14 protein-coding genes are annotated in these 17,228 nt (G+C 44.2%); 10 read left to right on the top strand and 4 right to left on the bottom strand.

The window, feature by feature from the left end:
• Positions 1-57: 57 nt before the first annotated feature.
• Positions 58-771: a histidine utilization repressor gene (gene hutC / locus AB4375_RS02610; protein WP_372050972.1), complete on the bottom strand. Its 714-nt coding sequence runs from the start codon at positions 769-771 to the stop codon at positions 58-60.
• Positions 772-952: 181 nt separating this feature from the next.
• On the opposite strand from hutC, the gene AB4375_RS02605 reads away from it, so the two are divergent.
• The 7 genes from AB4375_RS02605 (at position 953) to AB4375_RS02575 (ending at position 6,309) form a co-directional block, all read left to right on the top strand.
• A complete protein-coding gene (locus tag AB4375_RS02605; protein ID WP_372050971.1) occupies positions 953-1,696 on the top strand; it encodes a sporulation protein in 744 nt (247 codons plus the stop codon).
• A 385-nt stretch (positions 1,697-2,081) separates the two neighbouring features.
• The gene (gene thrS, locus AB4375_RS02600; RefSeq protein ID WP_372050970.1) at positions 2,082-4,010 is read left to right on the top strand and encodes a threonine--tRNA ligase; all 1,929 of its coding nucleotides are present in this window, start codon (positions 2,082-2,084) and stop codon (positions 4,008-4,010) included.
• 2 nt (positions 4,011-4,012) lie between these two features.
• A complete protein-coding gene (gene infC, locus AB4375_RS02595; protein ID WP_076654893.1) occupies positions 4,013-4,564 on the top strand; it encodes a translation initiation factor IF-3 in 552 nt (183 codons plus the stop codon).
• A gap of 104 nt (positions 4,565-4,668) precedes the next feature.
• On the top strand, positions 4,669-4,863 hold the full coding sequence (gene rpmI, locus AB4375_RS02590) for a 50S ribosomal protein L35 (protein ID WP_004738430.1): 195 nt from the start codon (positions 4,669-4,671) through the stop codon (positions 4,861-4,863).
• Between the two features lie 42 nt (positions 4,864-4,905).
• Positions 4,906-5,259 (top strand): 50S ribosomal protein L20, encoded by a 354-nt coding sequence (rplT, locus tag AB4375_RS02585; RefSeq protein WP_004733517.1) that lies wholly within the window; start codon positions 4,906-4,908, stop codon positions 5,257-5,259.
• Positions 5,260-5,476: 217 nt separating this feature from the next.
• The gene (gene yqfB / locus AB4375_RS02580) at positions 5,477-5,791 is read left to right on the top strand and encodes a N(4)-acetylcytidine aminohydrolase (RefSeq protein WP_017063603.1); all 315 of its coding nucleotides are present in this window, start codon (positions 5,477-5,479) and stop codon (positions 5,789-5,791) included.
• Between the two features lie 68 nt (positions 5,792-5,859).
• Complete coding sequence (locus AB4375_RS02575) at positions 5,860-6,309, top strand: hypothetical protein (RefSeq protein WP_372050969.1); 450 nt, start codon at positions 5,860-5,862, stop codon at positions 6,307-6,309.
• Positions 6,310-6,390: 81 nt separating this feature from the next.
• Here the strand turns inward: AB4375_RS02575 and AB4375_RS02570 are convergent, their stop codons facing one another.
• The 3 genes from AB4375_RS02570 to AB4375_RS02560 all read right to left on the bottom strand — a co-directional run bounded on the left by AB4375_RS02570 (position 6,391) and on the right by AB4375_RS02560 (position 10,028).
• Positions 6,391-7,629: a leucine-rich repeat-containing protein kinase family protein gene (locus tag AB4375_RS02570; protein WP_372050968.1), complete on the bottom strand. Its 1,239-nt coding sequence runs from the start codon at positions 7,627-7,629 to the stop codon at positions 6,391-6,393.
• Positions 7,630-8,016: 387 nt separating this feature from the next.
• Positions 8,017-8,595 carry a TetR/AcrR family transcriptional regulator gene (locus AB4375_RS02565; RefSeq protein ID WP_017070228.1) on the bottom strand — a complete coding sequence of 193 codons (579 nt, stop codon included), beginning with the start codon at positions 8,593-8,595 and terminating at the stop codon, positions 8,017-8,019.
• A complete protein-coding gene (locus AB4375_RS02560; protein WP_372050967.1) occupies positions 8,592-10,028 on the bottom strand; it encodes a coniferyl aldehyde dehydrogenase in 1,437 nt (478 codons plus the stop codon). The genes AB4375_RS02565 and AB4375_RS02560 overlap by 4 nt, the downstream gene beginning before the upstream one ends.
• Before the next feature lie 561 nt (positions 10,029-10,589).
• Between AB4375_RS02560 and speA the strand changes: the two genes are divergently transcribed.
• The 3 genes from speA to AB4375_RS02545 all read left to right on the top strand — a co-directional run.
• Positions 10,590-12,497, top strand: coding sequence for an arginine decarboxylase (speA, locus tag AB4375_RS02555; protein WP_372050966.1), 1,908 nt, complete (start codon positions 10,590-10,592; stop codon positions 12,495-12,497).
• Complete coding sequence (speB, locus tag AB4375_RS02550) at positions 12,497-13,426, top strand: agmatinase (RefSeq protein WP_017070225.1); 930 nt, start codon at positions 12,497-12,499, stop codon at positions 13,424-13,426. Before speA ends, speB begins: the two co-directional genes overlap by 1 nt.
• Before the next feature lie 659 nt (positions 13,427-14,085).
• A partial coding sequence (locus AB4375_RS02545) for a retention module-containing protein (protein WP_372050964.1) occupies positions 14,086-17,228 on the top strand: 3,143 nt, incomplete at its 3' end.

Below are 17,228 nucleotides of genomic sequence, written 5' to 3'. Positions count from 1 at the left end.
CTGACCCGAATCAAGTTGATGTTGCAAAAATGTGATCGGCGATCAGGATGATGTTCTTTATTCTAGAAGTATCTTGGAGCTTAATTTGTACTTAGAGCCAGGATGGTAGAGCAATGCAAAGCTGATGAGGCGTTCTTTGCTCCATGTTCTTCTATTCAAAAGAAGGCAAGGTTCTGATTCAGATAGCTTTAGTGACGTTCTGATTTGAGAATCTGGAATAATGGCTTCAACCGTGTGCTCGATAGCACTTAACGGGCAGCTTTTTGAAAGGTATTCGTTGGGCGTAGAGGTTGAAAAGTCTTGCTCTAGGTATTTTGGAGCGGCTTGAGAGTTCACCCAGCGCGCTTCCAATTGAATCGGTGCGTTGTCCGCAAAGTGTATGATTTCACTATAGAACACTTCTGCGTTAATCATCACACCTAACCGTGTAGCCGTGCTTTCATCAGCCTTGATGCTATCGTGCTTGATAACTTGACTAGTATACGTTTGGCCGCGGTCTTTGATCTCTTGCGCTATGTTGTTGATATCAAGCAGCGGAGATTGCGCTTTTTCGTCGGGTTCACAAACAAAAGTACCCAGTCTTGGCTTCCTGATGAGCTTACCTTCAGACACAAGATCTCGAATGGCTTTATTGACCGTCATTCTACTTACATTGAACTGCTCGGTGAGTTCGAGTTCGGTGGTAATTTGATAACCCACCGGCCAATGACCACTGCTGATCTTGTCATCTATGAACTGTTTTATCTGAAGGTAGAGCGGTGCTTTCGACATAATGAAACCTTATTTGACTATACAAATAGAGTAACGGAATTTTTCACGATTTCAACATTTCCTCGGGCAATGTGACCTTATTCAACATAGATGGGGCAAATTGCTTGATTCTGTGAGGCAAGTGTCGCAAATTGTCACGCAATAACTATTCGTAAATCAGATAATTAGAAAGGGAAATAATATGTTTAAGAAATTAAAGGCCTCGTTGGGCATCGGTGCAGCAAAGGTTGATACTGTCTTAGATAATATTGAAGTTTTCCAAGGTGGAGAGTTGTCTGGCAATGTTCACATTGTTGGTGGTGACGTTGAGCAACAAATCGACCTGATCAACTTGGTTCTCAACACAGAAGTTAAAGTGGAAACAGAAGATAGCACCAGTTACGAAACCTTTTCACTCGGTCGTATTCAAGCCGTAGAGCCGTTTGTGATTCAACCCGGCGAAACTAAGTTGGTGCCATTCCGTCTTAAGCTTAATGATGAAACGCCAGTGACTGCGTTGAACGCAAAAATGAACCAGTGCCATGTTTGGGTAGAAACCAACTTAGATATCGGTTTCGCGATTGACCCTAAAGACCGTGATTTTATCTCTGTTCACCCATTACCAACAGTCGCGAAAATCATTCAAGGTGTTGAAGCTTCAGGTATGGCAATGGTGAAAGCAGACGTAGAGAAGGGCTACTTGAAAGGTAACACCTTCGCATCACGTTCGGGTTGTTACCAAGAGATTGAATTTCGCAGCGGCGGTTTCATGAATAACAAAGAAATCGAGCTGTCATTCATCGTAGATGGTTCTATGGTTCACTGCTTAGCTGAAATTGACCGCTCACTGAGTTTCCGCGGTGACCAATACATCTCGTTCACTCTGCCTGCGAACGCGGCTGACTCTGACATTCGCAACACCGTCTCAAGAATCATGAGTGCGTAGTTGCTCTCTCTGTTAGTAGTAACTCTTTCTATTAATAGAGACAAGACAGTACGATTTCTATAGCCGAACTTAACCGTTCGGCTTTTTTGTTTGTAAATAAAGACAAAGAACCAATCATTGAACGTTAGCTTAGGGTGTTAGAAGGTCCTATATAGAAGAGACATTTAAGTTATGTAGTTTTTGTGGCGCTGTGGGACTAACATTGTCATTTCATATAATTTCGTTACAATGTTCGGCTACTCACAGATGTGGCATCTGTATTTGCTTCTATGTGGGTATATTTATTATGCATATATCCCCAATCAGCGTACTCGTTGATTGAAAGACATATATTAAACATTTTCATGTGTTGCTTGGTGTGCAACACCACTGTAAAGGACAAATAATGCCAATTATTACTCTTCCTGACGGTAGTCAGCGTCAATTTGACAACCCTGTATCAACTCTAGATGTTGCCCTATCAATCGGTCCTGGTCTTGCGAAAGCTACCATTGCTGGTCGTGTAGACGGCGAGCGTGTTGATGCTTGTGATCTTATCGAAAACGATGCAAGCCTAGAAATCATCACAGCTAAAGATGAAGTTGATGGCCTTGAAATCGTTCGTCACTCTTGTGCTCACCTTTTAGGCCACGCGGTTAAGCAGCTTTTTCCAGAAGCGAAAATGGCGATCGGTCCTACTATCGATAACGGTTTCTACTACGATATCGATCTTGAGCACTCTCTAACGCAAGACGATCTAGAAAAGATCGAAAAGCGCATGAAAGATCTAGCGAAGACCAAATACCAGGTTGTTAAGAAGAAAGTTAGCTGGCAGGAAGCGCGCGACGCATTCGAAGCTCGCGGCGAGACTTACAAGATTGAAATCTTGGACGAGAACGTCTCTAAAGACGATCGTCCAGGCCTGTACCATCACGAAGAATACATCGATATGTGTCGTGGTCCACACGTGCCTAACATGAGCTTCTGCCAGCACTTCACTCTACTTAACGTAGCGGGTGCATACTGGCGTGGTAACAGTGACAACAAGATGCTTCAACGTATCTACGGCACTGCATTCCACGACAAGAAGGCACTTAAAGCTCACCTTGTGCGCCTAGAAGAAGCGGCTAAACGTGACCACCGTAAAATCGGTAAAGCGCTTGACCTATTCCACATGCAGCAAGAAGCACCAGGCATGGTGTTCTGGCACCACAACGGTTGGACTGTCTTCCGTGAGCTAGAAGTATTTATTCGTCAAAAACTGACTGAGTACGATTACCAAGAAGTTAAAGGCCCATTAATGATGGACCGTGTTCTCTGGGAACGCTCTGGTCACTGGGATAAGTACGCTGAAGCGATGTTCACTACTTCTTCAGAGAACCGTGAATACGCTATCAAGCCAATGAACTGTCCTGGTCACGTTCAAATCTTCAACCAAGGTTTGAAATCTTACCGTGATCTACCGCTACGTATGGCTGAGTTCGGCTCATGTCACCGTAACGAGCCGTCTGGCGCACTTCACGGCATTATGCGTGTTCGTGGCTTCACTCAAGATGATGCTCACGTATTCTGTACTGAAGACCAAGTTCAACAAGAAGTTAAAGCTTGTATTGAAATGGTTTACGATACTTACACAACTTTCGGCTTCGAAAGCATCGTTGTTAAGCTATCTACTCGTCCAGAACAGCGTGTAGGTTCAGACGAAATGTGGGACCGTGCAGAGGCTGACCTTAAGCAAGCGCTAGAGGCAATGGACATTGCATACGAGATTCAAGAAGGCGAGGGTGCGTTCTACGGACCTAAGATTGAATTTACTTTGCATGATTGTTTGGACCGCGCTTGGCAATGTGGTACAGTGCAGCTCGATTTTGCATTACCAGAACGTTTAGGTGCTACTTACGTAGGTGAAGATAACGAGCGTCACACGCCAGTTATGATCCACCGCGCGATTTTAGGTTCACTAGAACGCTTCATTGGTATTCTTATTGAAGAATACGCTGGCTTCTTCCCAACGTGGTTGGCGCCAGAACAAGCAGTTGTAATGGGCATTACAGACAAACAGTCTGAATATGTACAAGAAATTACGAAAAAACTGCAAAAAAGTGGATTTAGAGTCAAAGCAGACTTGAGAAATGAGAAGATTGGCTTTAAAATCCGCGAACATACTTTGAAACGTGTACCGTTCATGCTTGTGTGTGGTGACCAAGAAATGGAAGCCGGCGAAATTGCAGTACGTACACGTAAAGGTAAGGACCTTGGCAAATTTAAAGTGGATGACTTTATTTCATACATCCAAGCCGAGGTTTCAAGCCGTAAGCTCAATCTGGAGGAATAGCTATTAAAGGCGGAAGACGTGGCCAACAACCGGCCAAACAAAACCAGCACCGTTTAAACGGTGACATTCGTGGCGTTCGTGAAGTGCGTCTAACTGGCGCAGACGGCGAAGCTGTTGGTGTAGTATCAATCGCTGAAGCGATGGAAGCTGCAAATGAAGCTGGTATGGATCTTGTAGAGATCAGCCCTAACGCCGAGCCGCCAGTTTGTCGTGTGATGGACTACGGTAAGTTCCTCTTCGAGAAGAGCAAAGCTGCGAAAGAGCAGAAGAAGAAGCAAAAGCAGGTTCAGATCAAGGAAATTAAATTCCGACCTGGAACTGATATTGGAGACTATCAGGTAAAACTACGCAACCTGACTGGTTTCCTAGAAGACGGCAACAAAGTGAAGGTAACAATTCGCTTCCGTGGCCGCGAAATGGCTCACCAAGAAATCGGTGTTGACGTTCTTAATCGTTTGAAAGCGGATACTGAAGAATTTGCAGTAGTCGAATCTTTCCCAACGAGAATTGAAGGTCGCCAGATGATCATGGTGTTGGCCCCTAAAAAGAAGTAATTAACGGCTTTGCAAGTAATTGAACCCTGCAGCCTCAGGTTGCGGGGTTTTATTCGCCCTAATTACTATGTTATTAACAACTCAACAATGCGGAGTTATTCATCATGCCTAAGATGAAAACCAACAAAGGTGCTGCTAAGCGTTTCCAGAAAACTGCTGGTGGTATTAAGTTTAAGCACGCTGGTAAACGTCACATCCTGACTAAGCGTACTACTAAGAACAAGCGTCAGCTACGTCCGAACTCGATCCTTCCTAAATGTGAAGTTGCTCAAGTTCTACGTATGATGCCATACGCTTAATTCTTTTTAGTTTATAAATTCGTTTAGTTTAGGAGAAGCATAATGCCTCGCGTAAAACGTGGTGTACAAGCTCGTGCACGTCATAAGAAAGTTCTAAAACAAGCTAAAGGTTACTACGGAGCACGTTCACGTGTTTACCGCGTAGCTTTCCAAGCAGTTACCAAAGCTGGTCAATACGCTTACCGTGACCGTCGCAACAAGAAACGTCAATTCCGTCAACTTTGGATTGCACGTATCAACGCGGCATCTCGTCAAAATGGTCTATCTTACAGCCGTTTCATCAATGGCCTAAAGAAAGCATCTATCGAGATCGACCGTAAGATTCTTGCTGACATCGCAGTATTCGACAAAGCAGCATTTGCTGTTCTAGTTGAAAAAGCGAAAGCATCTCTATAATTTAGAGTTAGCTTAAAGGTTTAAGAAAAGGAGAACTTCGGTTCTCCTTTTTTATTGCCTGTAATTTGGCTTTGCCATACTCTCTCGCATCTCGCATCTCGCATCTCGCATCTCGCATCTCGCATCTCGCATCTCGCATCTAATTTTTATTCGCTTGAACACGCATTCTGGTATATAAACATTTACCTAACCTTTAAATGTAAAGCGACCGAAATAAATGACCGCACCGACCACTATGACGTTCTTCGAACGTTTTGAAACTGACATCCTATCTGGCAAGAAGACGATTACTATTCGTGATGAATCTGAGCGAGACTACCAGCCAGGCAGTGTTGTGGAAGTATCGACGCTAGAGCAAGACCGTGTGTTCTGTAATCTTAAGATCATCAGCGTTGAGCCAATTTTGTTTGATGACTTAGGTGAGTTCCATGCTCAGCAAGAGAACATGACGCTGCAAGTACTGAAAGACGTGATTCAAGATATCTACCCGGGTATCTCTCAACTGTATGTGGTTTCTTACGAGCTTGTGTAGCCCGCTTTAAATAGAATTTGTTGATCAATACTGCGTCTAACGCAGAGCAATGATAAAGGGAAGCCACAATGAGTGAATTACAGAGCGAAACAGTTCAGCAAATTTTGCTTCAACTTTATTGTCGTGAGCAAAATGAGCAGCCGTTAATCTCTAGAACTGATCTCGACATTGCTCTTTATGATAGCGAAGGCTTTCTAGCGTGGCGTGATACCAAGCGTGACTTCATTGTCAGTGATATCGAGAATCGAGTTTGGGTGAAGAGCTGTCCCGGCGGTTACATCACTGAAGTGCACTTCAATGCTGACGGTTCTTTGATTGAATATCGTTTGTTCGACCGATTTGAAACAACAGGGCAGTGGCAACTAAAAGACGGTTTGTTACACGTCGAGATTCTGAAGGGTGAGAACTGCTACCAGTTTGCTGTTGTGGCTCGTGCTGACCTTAATATTCACTCTGCGGTTGAGTATAAGAGCGGAGAGCTGCATTCGTACTTGAAGCTTGTTCAAGTTGAAAGCTAAACGCTGGTTCGTTTAATTAGCATATAAAAAAGCCAACAGTGATGTTGGCTTTGTTGTCTTCAATCTGACTGAATACTTCTATTAAGCTTCGAAGTTCGCCAATCGAGTATAAAGCTCGCTGTCTTGATCTTGCTTTGCACAAATCGTCAGTAGGTCTTCAATAAAGTACTTCAATGCACGTGCTTCAATTCGGCGAATACCTTGTTGATGTTCTTCAGTTAGGTAGCCGTAGATAGTCGCAGCGCCAAAGTCACCAAAGATCATCTGACCTTGTTCGTTCACTAAAGTGTTGTGAGCGTATAGATCACCATGAGAGACTTTATTGGCATGAAGGTGTTCAAACACATCAATCATCTGCTCTGTAATGCTATTGATTTGAGCAATTGAAAGTTCGAAACCTTCTGGGAAAGTATCACGCGTGCAAGTCTCGAGTGTTGGTGGTAGCCCTAGGTTGTAGTAGCTGTTTGGAATGAGTTCCATCACCAAAGCTAGGTAATCTTGTTCCTCTACTTGGGCGATAGATTTTACCAAGTTGTTATGGTGTCCAGCCTGCAAGCACGCTTCCAGTTCATCATGTGGGTAGCCGTCACTGGTGACTTCGCCTTTAAACACTTTAACCGCCACTTCCTGTGGAAAATCGAAGTCGCTGTTTAGCCAGCTTGCATGCGAGATCACGCCAGATGCGCCTTGGCCAAGTACTTGATTCAGTGAATAGCTTTGAGAGCTAACCGCAGGCACGCTATCTAAGCTGCTAGGGTGTTTGCAAAACGGGTTACCCGCAAACGCTAACCAAGCCAGTTTTGGTAGCTTGATAAGGAACTCTGGGAATTCAGTCAACTGGTTTGCAGACAGGCGAACTAGCTCAAGGTTGGATAGGTTTTCCATGCTTTCTGGTAACACGCGAATCTTGTTACCCGCCAATGCCAGTTTCTGTAGTCGCGGTCTTTCACCTAGTGAGCTAGGCAGGGCCTCAATCTCATTGTCGGTCAGGATTAACCAACGTAGTTGAGTCGGCAGAGATTGTTCGCTAACGGTTTTGATTTGGTTGGTTTTGAAGCCAACCATTTCGAGCTTAGGAAGTGACCCTAGAACATCAGGCAGGTGCGTAAACAGGTTATTCGACGCGAAGATAATACGCAGGTTAGTTAGCTTTGATAACTCGGCTGGTAGGTCTGACAGCTGATTACCTGAAAGGTCTAGGATCTCAAGAGAATCTGCAAGCTCTATGATTTCTAGAGGGAACTCTGTGAGACCTTCTGATAGTTTTAGACGCTTAATACCTTTAAGTTGCCCTGATTTTAATTGTTCTAGAGTATGCAAACCTTAGCCTTATGAATAGATGTTCGAGGCGCGTAGTTTACTTGTCTCAACCGAGAAAGGCGAGTATCCGCAACAATACTCGCCTATCTACGCTCAGTGGCTGTTGATATCAAGGTTAAAGCTGAATACGATTTTGGCTAACGCCGACCTCCTCAACAAAATCCAAGTCATGACTGACTAAGATAAAAGCTCCTTGGTATTCACGTAAAGCTGACGCCAATATCTGCTTTGAGTCGATGTCCAAGTGATTAAATTGTGTTCAAATAATTAAAGCGCCTTTGTGGCGCTTTAGTGATCATTATTGGAAATCAGTTGAGTCTAGAACTTATATCTTTGGGTTTAGAGCTTAGAGCTTAGAGCTTAGAGCTTAGGGCCTTGGGCTTAAAGCTACTTGGTTTGCCCACCAACGGCGCGCCAACACATATCAAAGCTATCGTTGATGTACTTCGATGTTTGCTCTGGTGGAGACTCGCTTTGTTCAATCAGCCAGTTTGCACAAATCAGAAAGTGGCTATGAATGAAGTGTCTAACAAGGTTAATGTCCAACACCATCAATTCACCATCTTGTTGCCCTTTCAAAATGATCTCGTCTAACGATGCGAACATCTGTGAAACAATCATTTCTCGAGTTTGAGTCGTTGGGTCGAAATGAACATTGGTGAAGAACTTCATCGCAACTGGATTCTCTAATGCCCACTCAATCCCTGAGAACCACATGAACTTAAAGGCTTGGTAGCGATCTTCTACTGCCACATCAGTGTGCGGTTGAAGGGTCGAGAATAGCTCTAACTTCAGCTCGCGAAACAGTTCATCAATCAATAGAGATTTGTTTTCGAAGTGGTGGAACAGCGTCGCTTTCGCCACACCAGCTGTTTTCGCTATTTGTCCAGTAGATGTGCCCTCTAGCCCCTGTTGAGAGAATAGCAAGAGTGCAGCATCTAGGATTTTTTGTCTTTTGGTGATCATCTATTGAGTACTTTGAACATCAGTTTCTTGATTGGGTTGTTGTAAGGAGGATGCATTAACTTGGTGAAGTTGATTTTTCCTCTACTTAGAACGGTTTTGGCATGGCTAAGGGTCTTGAAGCCCTCAATGCCGTGATAGTGTCCCATGCCTGAAGGGCCGATGCCACCGAATGGTGCGTCTTCTGCAGCCACATGCACCAAAGAATCATTAATACACACGCCGCCAGAGTGCGTGTCTGATAAAAGCTTGTCTTGGGTTTCTTTATTATGGCTCATTAGGTACAGAGCCAGTGGGCGTTCTCTCTCTGTGATGTAATTGATTGCTTCTTCGATGGAATCATAAGGCACGATAGGCAAAACAGGACCAAACAGCTCTTCTTGCATCGCGAGCATCTCATCGTTCACTTCGGTGAGAAGGTGCGGCGTCATTCTGTGGTTTACATCGTCTTGTGCTTGTTCGGTTACCGTGTGAATAACCGCGCCTTTGGCTTGTGCGTCTTCAATGACACCTTTCAAGCGATTGTATTGGCGCATGTTGATCACTGAGGTTAAGTCTTTGCTCTCAATACCGGCTTTATAAAGCTTCTTGAAATAACGCTTATAGGCTGTGATGAACTCGTCTGATTTTTCTCGCGGCAATAAGATGTAATCAGGCGCTACACATATCTGGCCAGCGTTTAGACTCTTGGCAAACAAGATACGTTCAACAGCGTCAGCTACATCAAAGTCAGGGGCAATGATGGTTGGAGATTTGCCGCCTAATTCCAAGGTAACTGGTGTTAAGTTGTTAGCCGCTGCTCTCATAACGTGTTTACCCACAGCGGTTGAGCCTGTGAAAAGGATATGGTCAAACGGCAGTTGGCTAAATTTAGCGGAAACGTCAGCTTCGCCTTCGATAATCGCAACCTGATCTTCACTAAAGCCTTCGGCCAACATCGCTTTTAAAACTCGGTTGGTCGCTGGAGTAAACTCCGACATCTTGAGCATCGCCGTGTTGCCCGCTGCTAACGCTGTGATCAGAGGGCCTAAAGAGAGCATGACTGGGAAGTTCCAAGGAACAATGATGCCCACAACGCCCACAGGTTGATAATGAACCGTGATCTTTGCTGGCGTTAGCATCAAACCAGCTTTGCGGCGCGATGGCTTCAACCACTTCTTAAGGTTCTTCACGCTGTAATTGATCTGGTGAAGAGAAGGGGTGATATCAGCAATCAAGCTGTCGTGCTTTGCTCGATGGCCATAATCTTCAGATACTGCCTCAATCAATTGCTCTTGATAGCGCATTAACAACGCTTTTAATACTGAGAGGTTTTCTCTTCTCTGCTCAAGCGTAGGATTAACGTTATTGCGGTAGTGATCTTTTTGTCGGTTGAACATTTGATCCATGTCGTTGGTGCTCGACGTGTTTGGTTCAAGGTCTAGATTATGGCTCATAGTATCCCCTAAATTCGAAGGCTGACCGATTGGTTGGTCAGTTAAAATTACAAGAAGATTGAACCGAATACAAGATATGCGCGAGAAAAGTTCAAAAATTGAGCGGTTACAACATTGAAGTGAGCGAGTTCTAGTAGGAAGAATGAAGTGTTTATCGGCATCGAATCGCGGGACACAAGCTGTGTTGGTGATAGCGAGAGTTCAGATTGTGAAGTGCTTATATTTGTCACAACTCTGACTTAACCTCACTCAATTTACTAAAAATCTTTTGGTTTCTGCACATTTTTTCTCCCTAATTTAATGTGAGAAATTGCTTTATATTTAATGCGCTTCAGCCTGTTTTTTACCCTAAAACCTTGTAATTCCTTACCTGTCATTTTAAGTCGATCTGTCGATAAAAAAACGTAATCGTCACCACAAATATCAATGGTTGGACTCGATCTTAATAATATCGGTTAATGCAGCCAACAAATCGTTTTTGAACGCTTTTTGTTGGGTTATACCTCGCTATTCCAAAGAGGTATCTTCTGTCGATGGCCCTATAGTGTGAGGTCTCTAGAATTGGAAAATTCGGTTAATTTGGAACGCATCCGTGCTGAGTATAATGTAAAGCACTGGAGCCAAGGTTTTTATGGAATTGATGATAACGGTGAGGTGTATGTTTCACCGAGCGAGACGGATCATCAAGTCCCACTAAGTAAGATCGTAAAACAGTTAGAGCAAAGAAATATTGGTTTACCTGCTCTTGTGCGTTTTCCTCAAATCGTGCATCAACGTGTGCACAATATCTGTAACGCATTCAACCAAGCGATCGACGAATATCAGTACGATAACCGTTACCTACTTGTTTACCCGATTAAAGTTAACCAACAGAAAGAAGTGGTTGACGAGATCTTAGCGAGCCAAGCTCAATTAGAGCAGAAGCAGCTTGGTTTAGAGGCGGGCAGCAAGCCTGAACTATTAGCGGTATTGGCACTGGCTCAAAAAGCGAGCTCGGTGATCGTGTGTAACGGTTACAAAGACAGAGAATACATCCGTCTTGCTCTTATTGGCGAAAAGCTGGGTCATAAAGTATTTATCGTTCTAGAGAAGCTATCTGAGCTTGATCTTGTTCTTTCTGAAGCGAAAGCGCTTGGCGTGAAACCTCGTTTAGGTTTACGCATTCGTCTTGCATCTCAAGGTGCAGGTAAATGGCAAGCAAGTGGTGGCGAGAAGTCGAAATTCGGTTTGTCTGCATCACAAGTATTGACCGTTATTGAACGCTTGAAAGCAGAAGACCAGCTGGATGTTCTAGAGCTAGTACACTTCCACCTTGGCTCGCAAATGGCGAATATTCGTGATGTGCGAAATGGTGTGAGTGAAGCAGCTCGTTTCTACTGTGAACTGCGCGATACCGGTGCTCAATTGAAGTACTTAGATGTTGGTGGTGGTTTGGCGGTTGATTACGACGGCACACGCAGTCAATCTTCAAACTCAATGAACTACGGCTTGCTTGAGTACGCTCGCAATATTGTGATGACAGTAGGGGATATCTGTAAGCTCTACAATCAGCCACAACCTGTGATCATTTCAGAATCTGGTCGCTCACTGACAGCGCATCACGCTGTGCTTGTAACCAATGTTATTGGTACAGAAAGCTATTCTCCGGAAGACATGGCGGCTCCAGAAGCTGACGCGCCAATGTTGCTCAACAACATGTGGAAGAACTTCTTAGAGCTAGATGCGGGCAATGATGACCGTGCGTTGATTGAGATCTATAACGACACTCAGAGCGATATTGCAGAAGCGCACAACCAATTTGCGACCGGTATGCTGAATCTTCAGCATCGTGCTTGGGCAGAGCAAATGTCTTTGCGTATTAACTACGAGCTTAGCACTCGCATGAGCACAAAGAACCGTTACCACCGTCCAATTTTGGATGAGTTGAGCGAGCGTTTAGCGGACAAGTTCTTCGTGAACTTTTCACTATTCCAGTCATTGCCAGATGCTTGGGGTATTGATCAGGTGTTCCCTGTATTGCCACTGAGCGGTTTAGATAATGCGGATGAGCGTCGTGCTGTGGTGTTGGACATCACTTGTGACTCTGACGGTACGATTGACCAGTATGTTGATGGTCAAGGCATTGAAACAACATTGCCAGTGCCAGCGTGGAACCCAGATGAACCATACCTAATGGGCTTCTTCCTAGTAGGCGCGTACCAAGAGATCTTGGGCGATATGCATAACCTATTTGGTGATACGCACAGTGTTGTGGTGAATGTTGATGAAAGCGGAGAAGCGAACATTGACTACATCAACGAAGGCGACACAGTAGAAGACATGATGCGTTACGTTCATATCGATATGGATCTAATTCGTCAGAACTACAAAGAATTAGTAACGGCGAAAGTACCAGCGCAAGAGCAGCAAAGCGTACTTGAAGAGTTAGAGCAAGGCTTGATGGGTTACACCTATCTTGAGGATTTTTAATGAACGATCTATTTACCAAACCAGATTACTCGCTGTATTCCAATGCGATGACGTTTATGCGTCGTCCATTGGTACAGAACCCAATTGATAACGATGCTGATGTGGTTGTGTTGGGCGCGCCGTTAGATATGGCGACGTCTGGTCGTCCGGGTGCTCGTATGGGACCTGATGCGATTCGTCGTGCGTCAGTAAACTTGGCGTGGGAAGGTAAAAAATTCCCTTGGGACTTCAATGTATTTGAACACACCTCGGTCATTGATGCTGGCGACCTTGTGTTTGATTGCGGTGATGCAGAAGACCTAACTCAACGTTTAGAAGCGGCGGCTGATGCGATTTTAAATAGCGGTAAAACATTGCTTGGATTAGGTGGCGATCACTTCATTACACTGCCTTTGTTAAGAGCATACGGCAAGAAGTTCGGTGAGATGGCTCTGATTCACTTCGACGCGCACACTGACACTTACAGTCAGGGCAGTCGTTACGATCACGGTACTATGTTCTACCATGCGCCAAATGAAGGTTTAATTTCGCCTGAACATTCAGTGCAAATTGGTGTTCGTACAGAGTACAAGCAGGAAGGACACGGCTTTAACGTTATTAACGCGATGCAAGCGAACGACATGAGCGTGGACGAGATCATTGCTCAAGTGAAAGGCATTGTTGGTGATAAGCCAGTTTACCTAACGTTTGATATCGATTGTCTGGATCCTGCTTTTGCTCCGGGTACAGGTACTCCGGTATGCGGCGGTTTGAATTCAGATAAAGTTCTGAAAATTATCCGTGGTTTGCAGGGCATCAACATGGTTGGTATGGACGTTGTAGAAGTTTCTCCAGCGTATGACCAAAGCGAGATTACAGCACTGGCTGGTGCAACTATCGCACTTGAGCTGCTTTATGTTTGGACGGCAAATCGCCTCGCTAAATCATAGTGTTTGATTGTTAAAAGCGTAACGCTACATACTGATTTTAAAGCCCACTAAGTTTCAACTTAGTGGGCTTTTTTTGTCACTTCCAGAAAACAACCTGTGACCAAATTGAAGAGGGGAGCTGTTGTTTATCAGTTGGTTAAAATTCCGACATATACATTTTATGCAACTTATTTTATTGTTTTTGATACAAACTCCACCACCTATCCTCTGGTTATTGTCTCACAAATGGTAATTACTTCTGCTTTACTGTGGACGTATAGAAAGCCTCAATCAATACCCCATATTTGCTAATGATTTATCAACTTTATTGCTGTATATATTATAAATAATGAGGTGTAATTACATTGTGAATTTATTTGCATATAAATCAATACCATACTAACTTTTAACTAAGTTATTCAAACTCCAACAAGAATCCCTCGGTTTGTGAAAAGGCGCCTCTTAGCACAGACATGGCATTTTTTATGGGGAAGACTAGTCTTAAGAGTAAGTAAACTATAAAAAAACAGGTGAAATACTTTCTCATTTCAGGCCAGTTAGGCGTAACAATGGATTGTCATTGATGAGAGCTAAGTATGTATTCAAGTGAAACCTGAAATTGTTATTACCAATAATTTTCACAGCGCTCGAGAGCAGTGTTTTGTGACTACGGGGGATATATGGATATCGAAGTTTCACGCCAGGTTGCTGTAGTTGAGGCAGTTAGTGGACATGTTGTGGTCGTTAAGCCAGACGGCAGCGCAAGAAAAATTTCAATTGGCGATATCATCCGTGAAAATGAGATCGTGATTACGGCCAACAAGTCAGAACTTGTATTAGGTGTGCAGAATGATTCAATTCCAGTTGCAGAGAATTGTGTCGGTTGTATTGATGAAAATGCTGCATGGGTAGACGCCCCAATAGCCGGTGAGGTTAATTTTGACTTACAGCAAGCGGACGCAGAAACCTTCACCGAAGACGACCTTGCTGCAATTCAAGAAGCCATTTTAGGTGGTGCCGATCCGACTCAAATCCTAGAGGCAACGGCCGCTGGTGCTGGACAAGGTTCTGCAAACTCCGGCTTTGTCACTATTGATTACAACTACACACAGACTCAGCCATCGACATTCTTTGAAACCGCTGGTCTAGCAGAACAAACGGTTGATGAAGACAGAGAAGAGTTCAGGTCGATCACTCGTTCATCAGGCGACCAATCAATCAGTGAAGCTCTTACTGAAGGCTCGATATCTGATAATACTTATCCTCAATCTATCACGACGACAGAAACTATCATTGCTGGTAGTTTAGCGCTCTCCCCTGATTCTTTTGTTCCAGAAGCACTGTCTCTCGCTTCGCTACTCACAGAGCTAAACAGTGATATTACTTCAAGTGGTCAACCCGTTACGTTTACTTATGATGCGGCGACGAACTCTATCATTGGTGTTCAAGGCACCGATGAAGTATTACGCATCGACATCGATGTTGTTAGTGTTGGAAACAACGCTGAGCTTTCATTGACCACAACGATTTCTCAACCAATTGATCACGTAACGTCTGTTGGTGGCGGTCAGGTTTCCTATACAGGCGATCAAATTAACATCACTTTTGATATTCAAGGTGAAGACACCGCCGGAAACCCATTAGCAACACCAATTAATGCGCAAGTTGCCGTGGTTGATGGGGGCGATCCGTCTGCTGAAAGTGTGAATATCAGTAACGTAGAAACTAGCAGTGCAGCAATTGAAGGAACGTTCTCCAATATTGGTAGTGATAATCTTCAATCAGCTGTATTTGATGCTGGTGCACTGGACAAGTTTGATGGGTTGCTCAGCGATAATCAAAATACGCTTGCAAGGCTATCTGATGATGGGACAACGATCACTTTGTCCATTCAAGGCCGAGGTGAGGTTGTTCTTACTATCTCGCTAGATACCGATGGTACTTATAAATTCGAGCAATTTAATCCAATCGAACAAGTGGGTACCGATTCACTGACGTTCGATTTACCGATCACGATTACCGATTTTGACCAAGATGTCGTAACCAATAACATCAATATTGTTATCACTGATGGCGATAGCCCAGTTATTACCAATGTCGACAGTATTAGTGTCGATGAAGCAGGCATCATTGGTGGCTCACAAGAGGGAACAGCGCCTGTAGCGGGGAGCGGAAGTATCACTGCCGATATTTTCGAAAGCGACATCATCGATCATTACGAGCTTGAGCCGACGGAGTTTAATACTGCTGGTTCTTTAACGTCTAGTGGCGAAGCCGTATTGCTTGAGCTTATTGGTGAAACTAACGGTGTAAGAACTTACGAAGGCTATGTTGAAGTCAATGGTTCTCGAATTACGGTCTTTGACGTTAAAGTTGATAGTCCGTCATTGGGGAACTATGAATTCACTCTGTACGAAGAGCTTTCTCACCAAGGTGCTGAAGACGCGTTGTTGACCTTTGCTCTGCCTATTTATGCCGTTGATGCAGATGGAGATCGTTCTGCACTATCTGGCGGTTCGAGTACACCAGAAGCCGCAGAGATTCTCGTTAATGTCACAGATGATGTTGTTGAGCTAGTTGATAAAGTTGAGTCAGTCACGGAACCGACTTTAGCGGGCGATACCATTGTTTCGTATAATCTGTTCAACTTCGAAGGCGCTGATGGCTCGACAATTCAATCGTTTAACTATGATGGTGTTGATTACTCACTAGATCAGAGCTTGCTGCCAGATGCTGTTCAAACATTCAGTTTTACTGAGGGTGTTGTAACCATCTCACTAAATGGCGATTTTAGTTTTGAAGTCGCTCGTGATATCGACCACTCAAGCAGTGAAACTCTCGTCAAACAGTTCTCGTTTTTAGCTGAAGATGGTGATGGAGACACTGACACTTCATCGCTTGAGCTAAGTATCACTGACGGCCAAGATCCAATCATTGATTTGATCCCGCCTGTTACTCTCTCAGAAACCAACCTTGCTGATGGATCTTCTCCAAGCGGAAGTGCGGTCAGCGCTACCGAGACGGTTAGCTTTACTGCAGGCAGTGATGATGTGGCGAGTTTCCGTATTGAACCAGCCGAGTTCAATGTCGGTGGTGCTCTGACGTCCAATGGGTTTACGGTAGAGATTAAAGAAGATTCGGCTAATCCAGGTACTTACATAGGCTTTATTACTGATGGCTTGAACGCTGAAGTTCCTGTATTCACGATTGCTTTCTCTACAAGTGCTTTGGGCGAATATACCTTTACTTTGCTTGAAGCGTTAGACCATGCGGATGGTTTAGATAATAACGATCTGAGCTTCGATCTACCTGTTTATGCGGTTGACACAGACGGCGATGATTCATTGGTTTCGCAACTGAATGTGACCATCGGTGATGATGTTCAAATCATGCAAGACGGCACATTAGATATCGTTGAACCGAATGTTGCTGATTTGGCTGGTGGTATTGTAACGACCAATATGATCGATGTGATGCCAACGCAAAGTGCTGACGGCGCGACAATCACTCAGTTTACTTATGACGGTGTCGTAAACACACTGGATCAAAGCATTTCAGGCGAACAGCAATTTAGCTTCACGGAAGGCGAGCTATATATCACTCTTGGAGGAGAAGTACGCTTTGAGCCAAATCGTAATTTAGACCACACAACGAGCGAAGACATCGTGAAGTCGATTGTGGTGACTTCAAGTGACTTCGATAACGATTCTCTGACTTCTACCGTAACGCTGACGATTACTGATGGTGATAACCCTACGATTGACGTTATTCCAAGCGTAACCCTTTCTGAAACAAATCTGACTGATGGCTCCGCTCCTAGTGG

It is taken from the genome of Vibrio sp. 10N.261.51.C6, assembly GCF_041471785.1.
Lineage (GTDB): Bacteria > Pseudomonadota > Gammaproteobacteria > Enterobacterales > Vibrionaceae > Vibrio > Vibrio crassostreae_C.
Note: the sequence above shows the minus strand (reverse complement) of the source record. Positions and strands in the feature narration are given on the sequence as shown.

Bases quoted from the DNA above. Each gene is read 5' to 3' on its own strand.
- hutC (WP_372050972.1), bottom strand. From the start codon at position 771: ATGTCGAAAGCACCGCTCTACCTTCAGATAAAACAGTTCATAGATGAC.
- AB4375_RS02605 (WP_372050971.1), top strand. From the start codon at position 953: ATGTTTAAGAAATTAAAGGCCTCGTTGGGCATCGGTGCAGCAAAGGTT.
- thrS (WP_372050970.1), top strand. From the start codon at position 2,082: ATGCCAATTATTACTCTTCCTGACGGTAGTCAGCGTCAATTTGACAAC.
- rpmI (WP_004738430.1), top strand. From the start codon at position 4,669: ATGCCTAAGATGAAAACCAACAAAGGTGCTGCTAAGCGTTTCCAGAAA.
- rplT (WP_004733517.1), top strand. From the start codon at position 4,906: ATGCCTCGCGTAAAACGTGGTGTACAAGCTCGTGCACGTCATAAGAAA.
- yqfB (WP_017063603.1), top strand. From the start codon at position 5,477: ATGACCGCACCGACCACTATGACGTTCTTCGAACGTTTTGAAACTGAC.
- AB4375_RS02575 (WP_372050969.1), top strand. From the start codon at position 5,860: ATGAGTGAATTACAGAGCGAAACAGTTCAGCAAATTTTGCTTCAACTT.
- AB4375_RS02565 (WP_017070228.1), bottom strand. From the start codon at position 8,595: ATGATCACCAAAAGACAAAAAATCCTAGATGCTGCACTCTTGCTATTC.
- AB4375_RS02560 (WP_372050967.1), bottom strand. From the start codon at position 10,028: ATGAGCCATAATCTAGACCTTGAACCAAACACGTCGAGCACCAACGAC.
- speB (WP_017070225.1), top strand. From the start codon at position 12,497: ATGAACGATCTATTTACCAAACCAGATTACTCGCTGTATTCCAATGCG.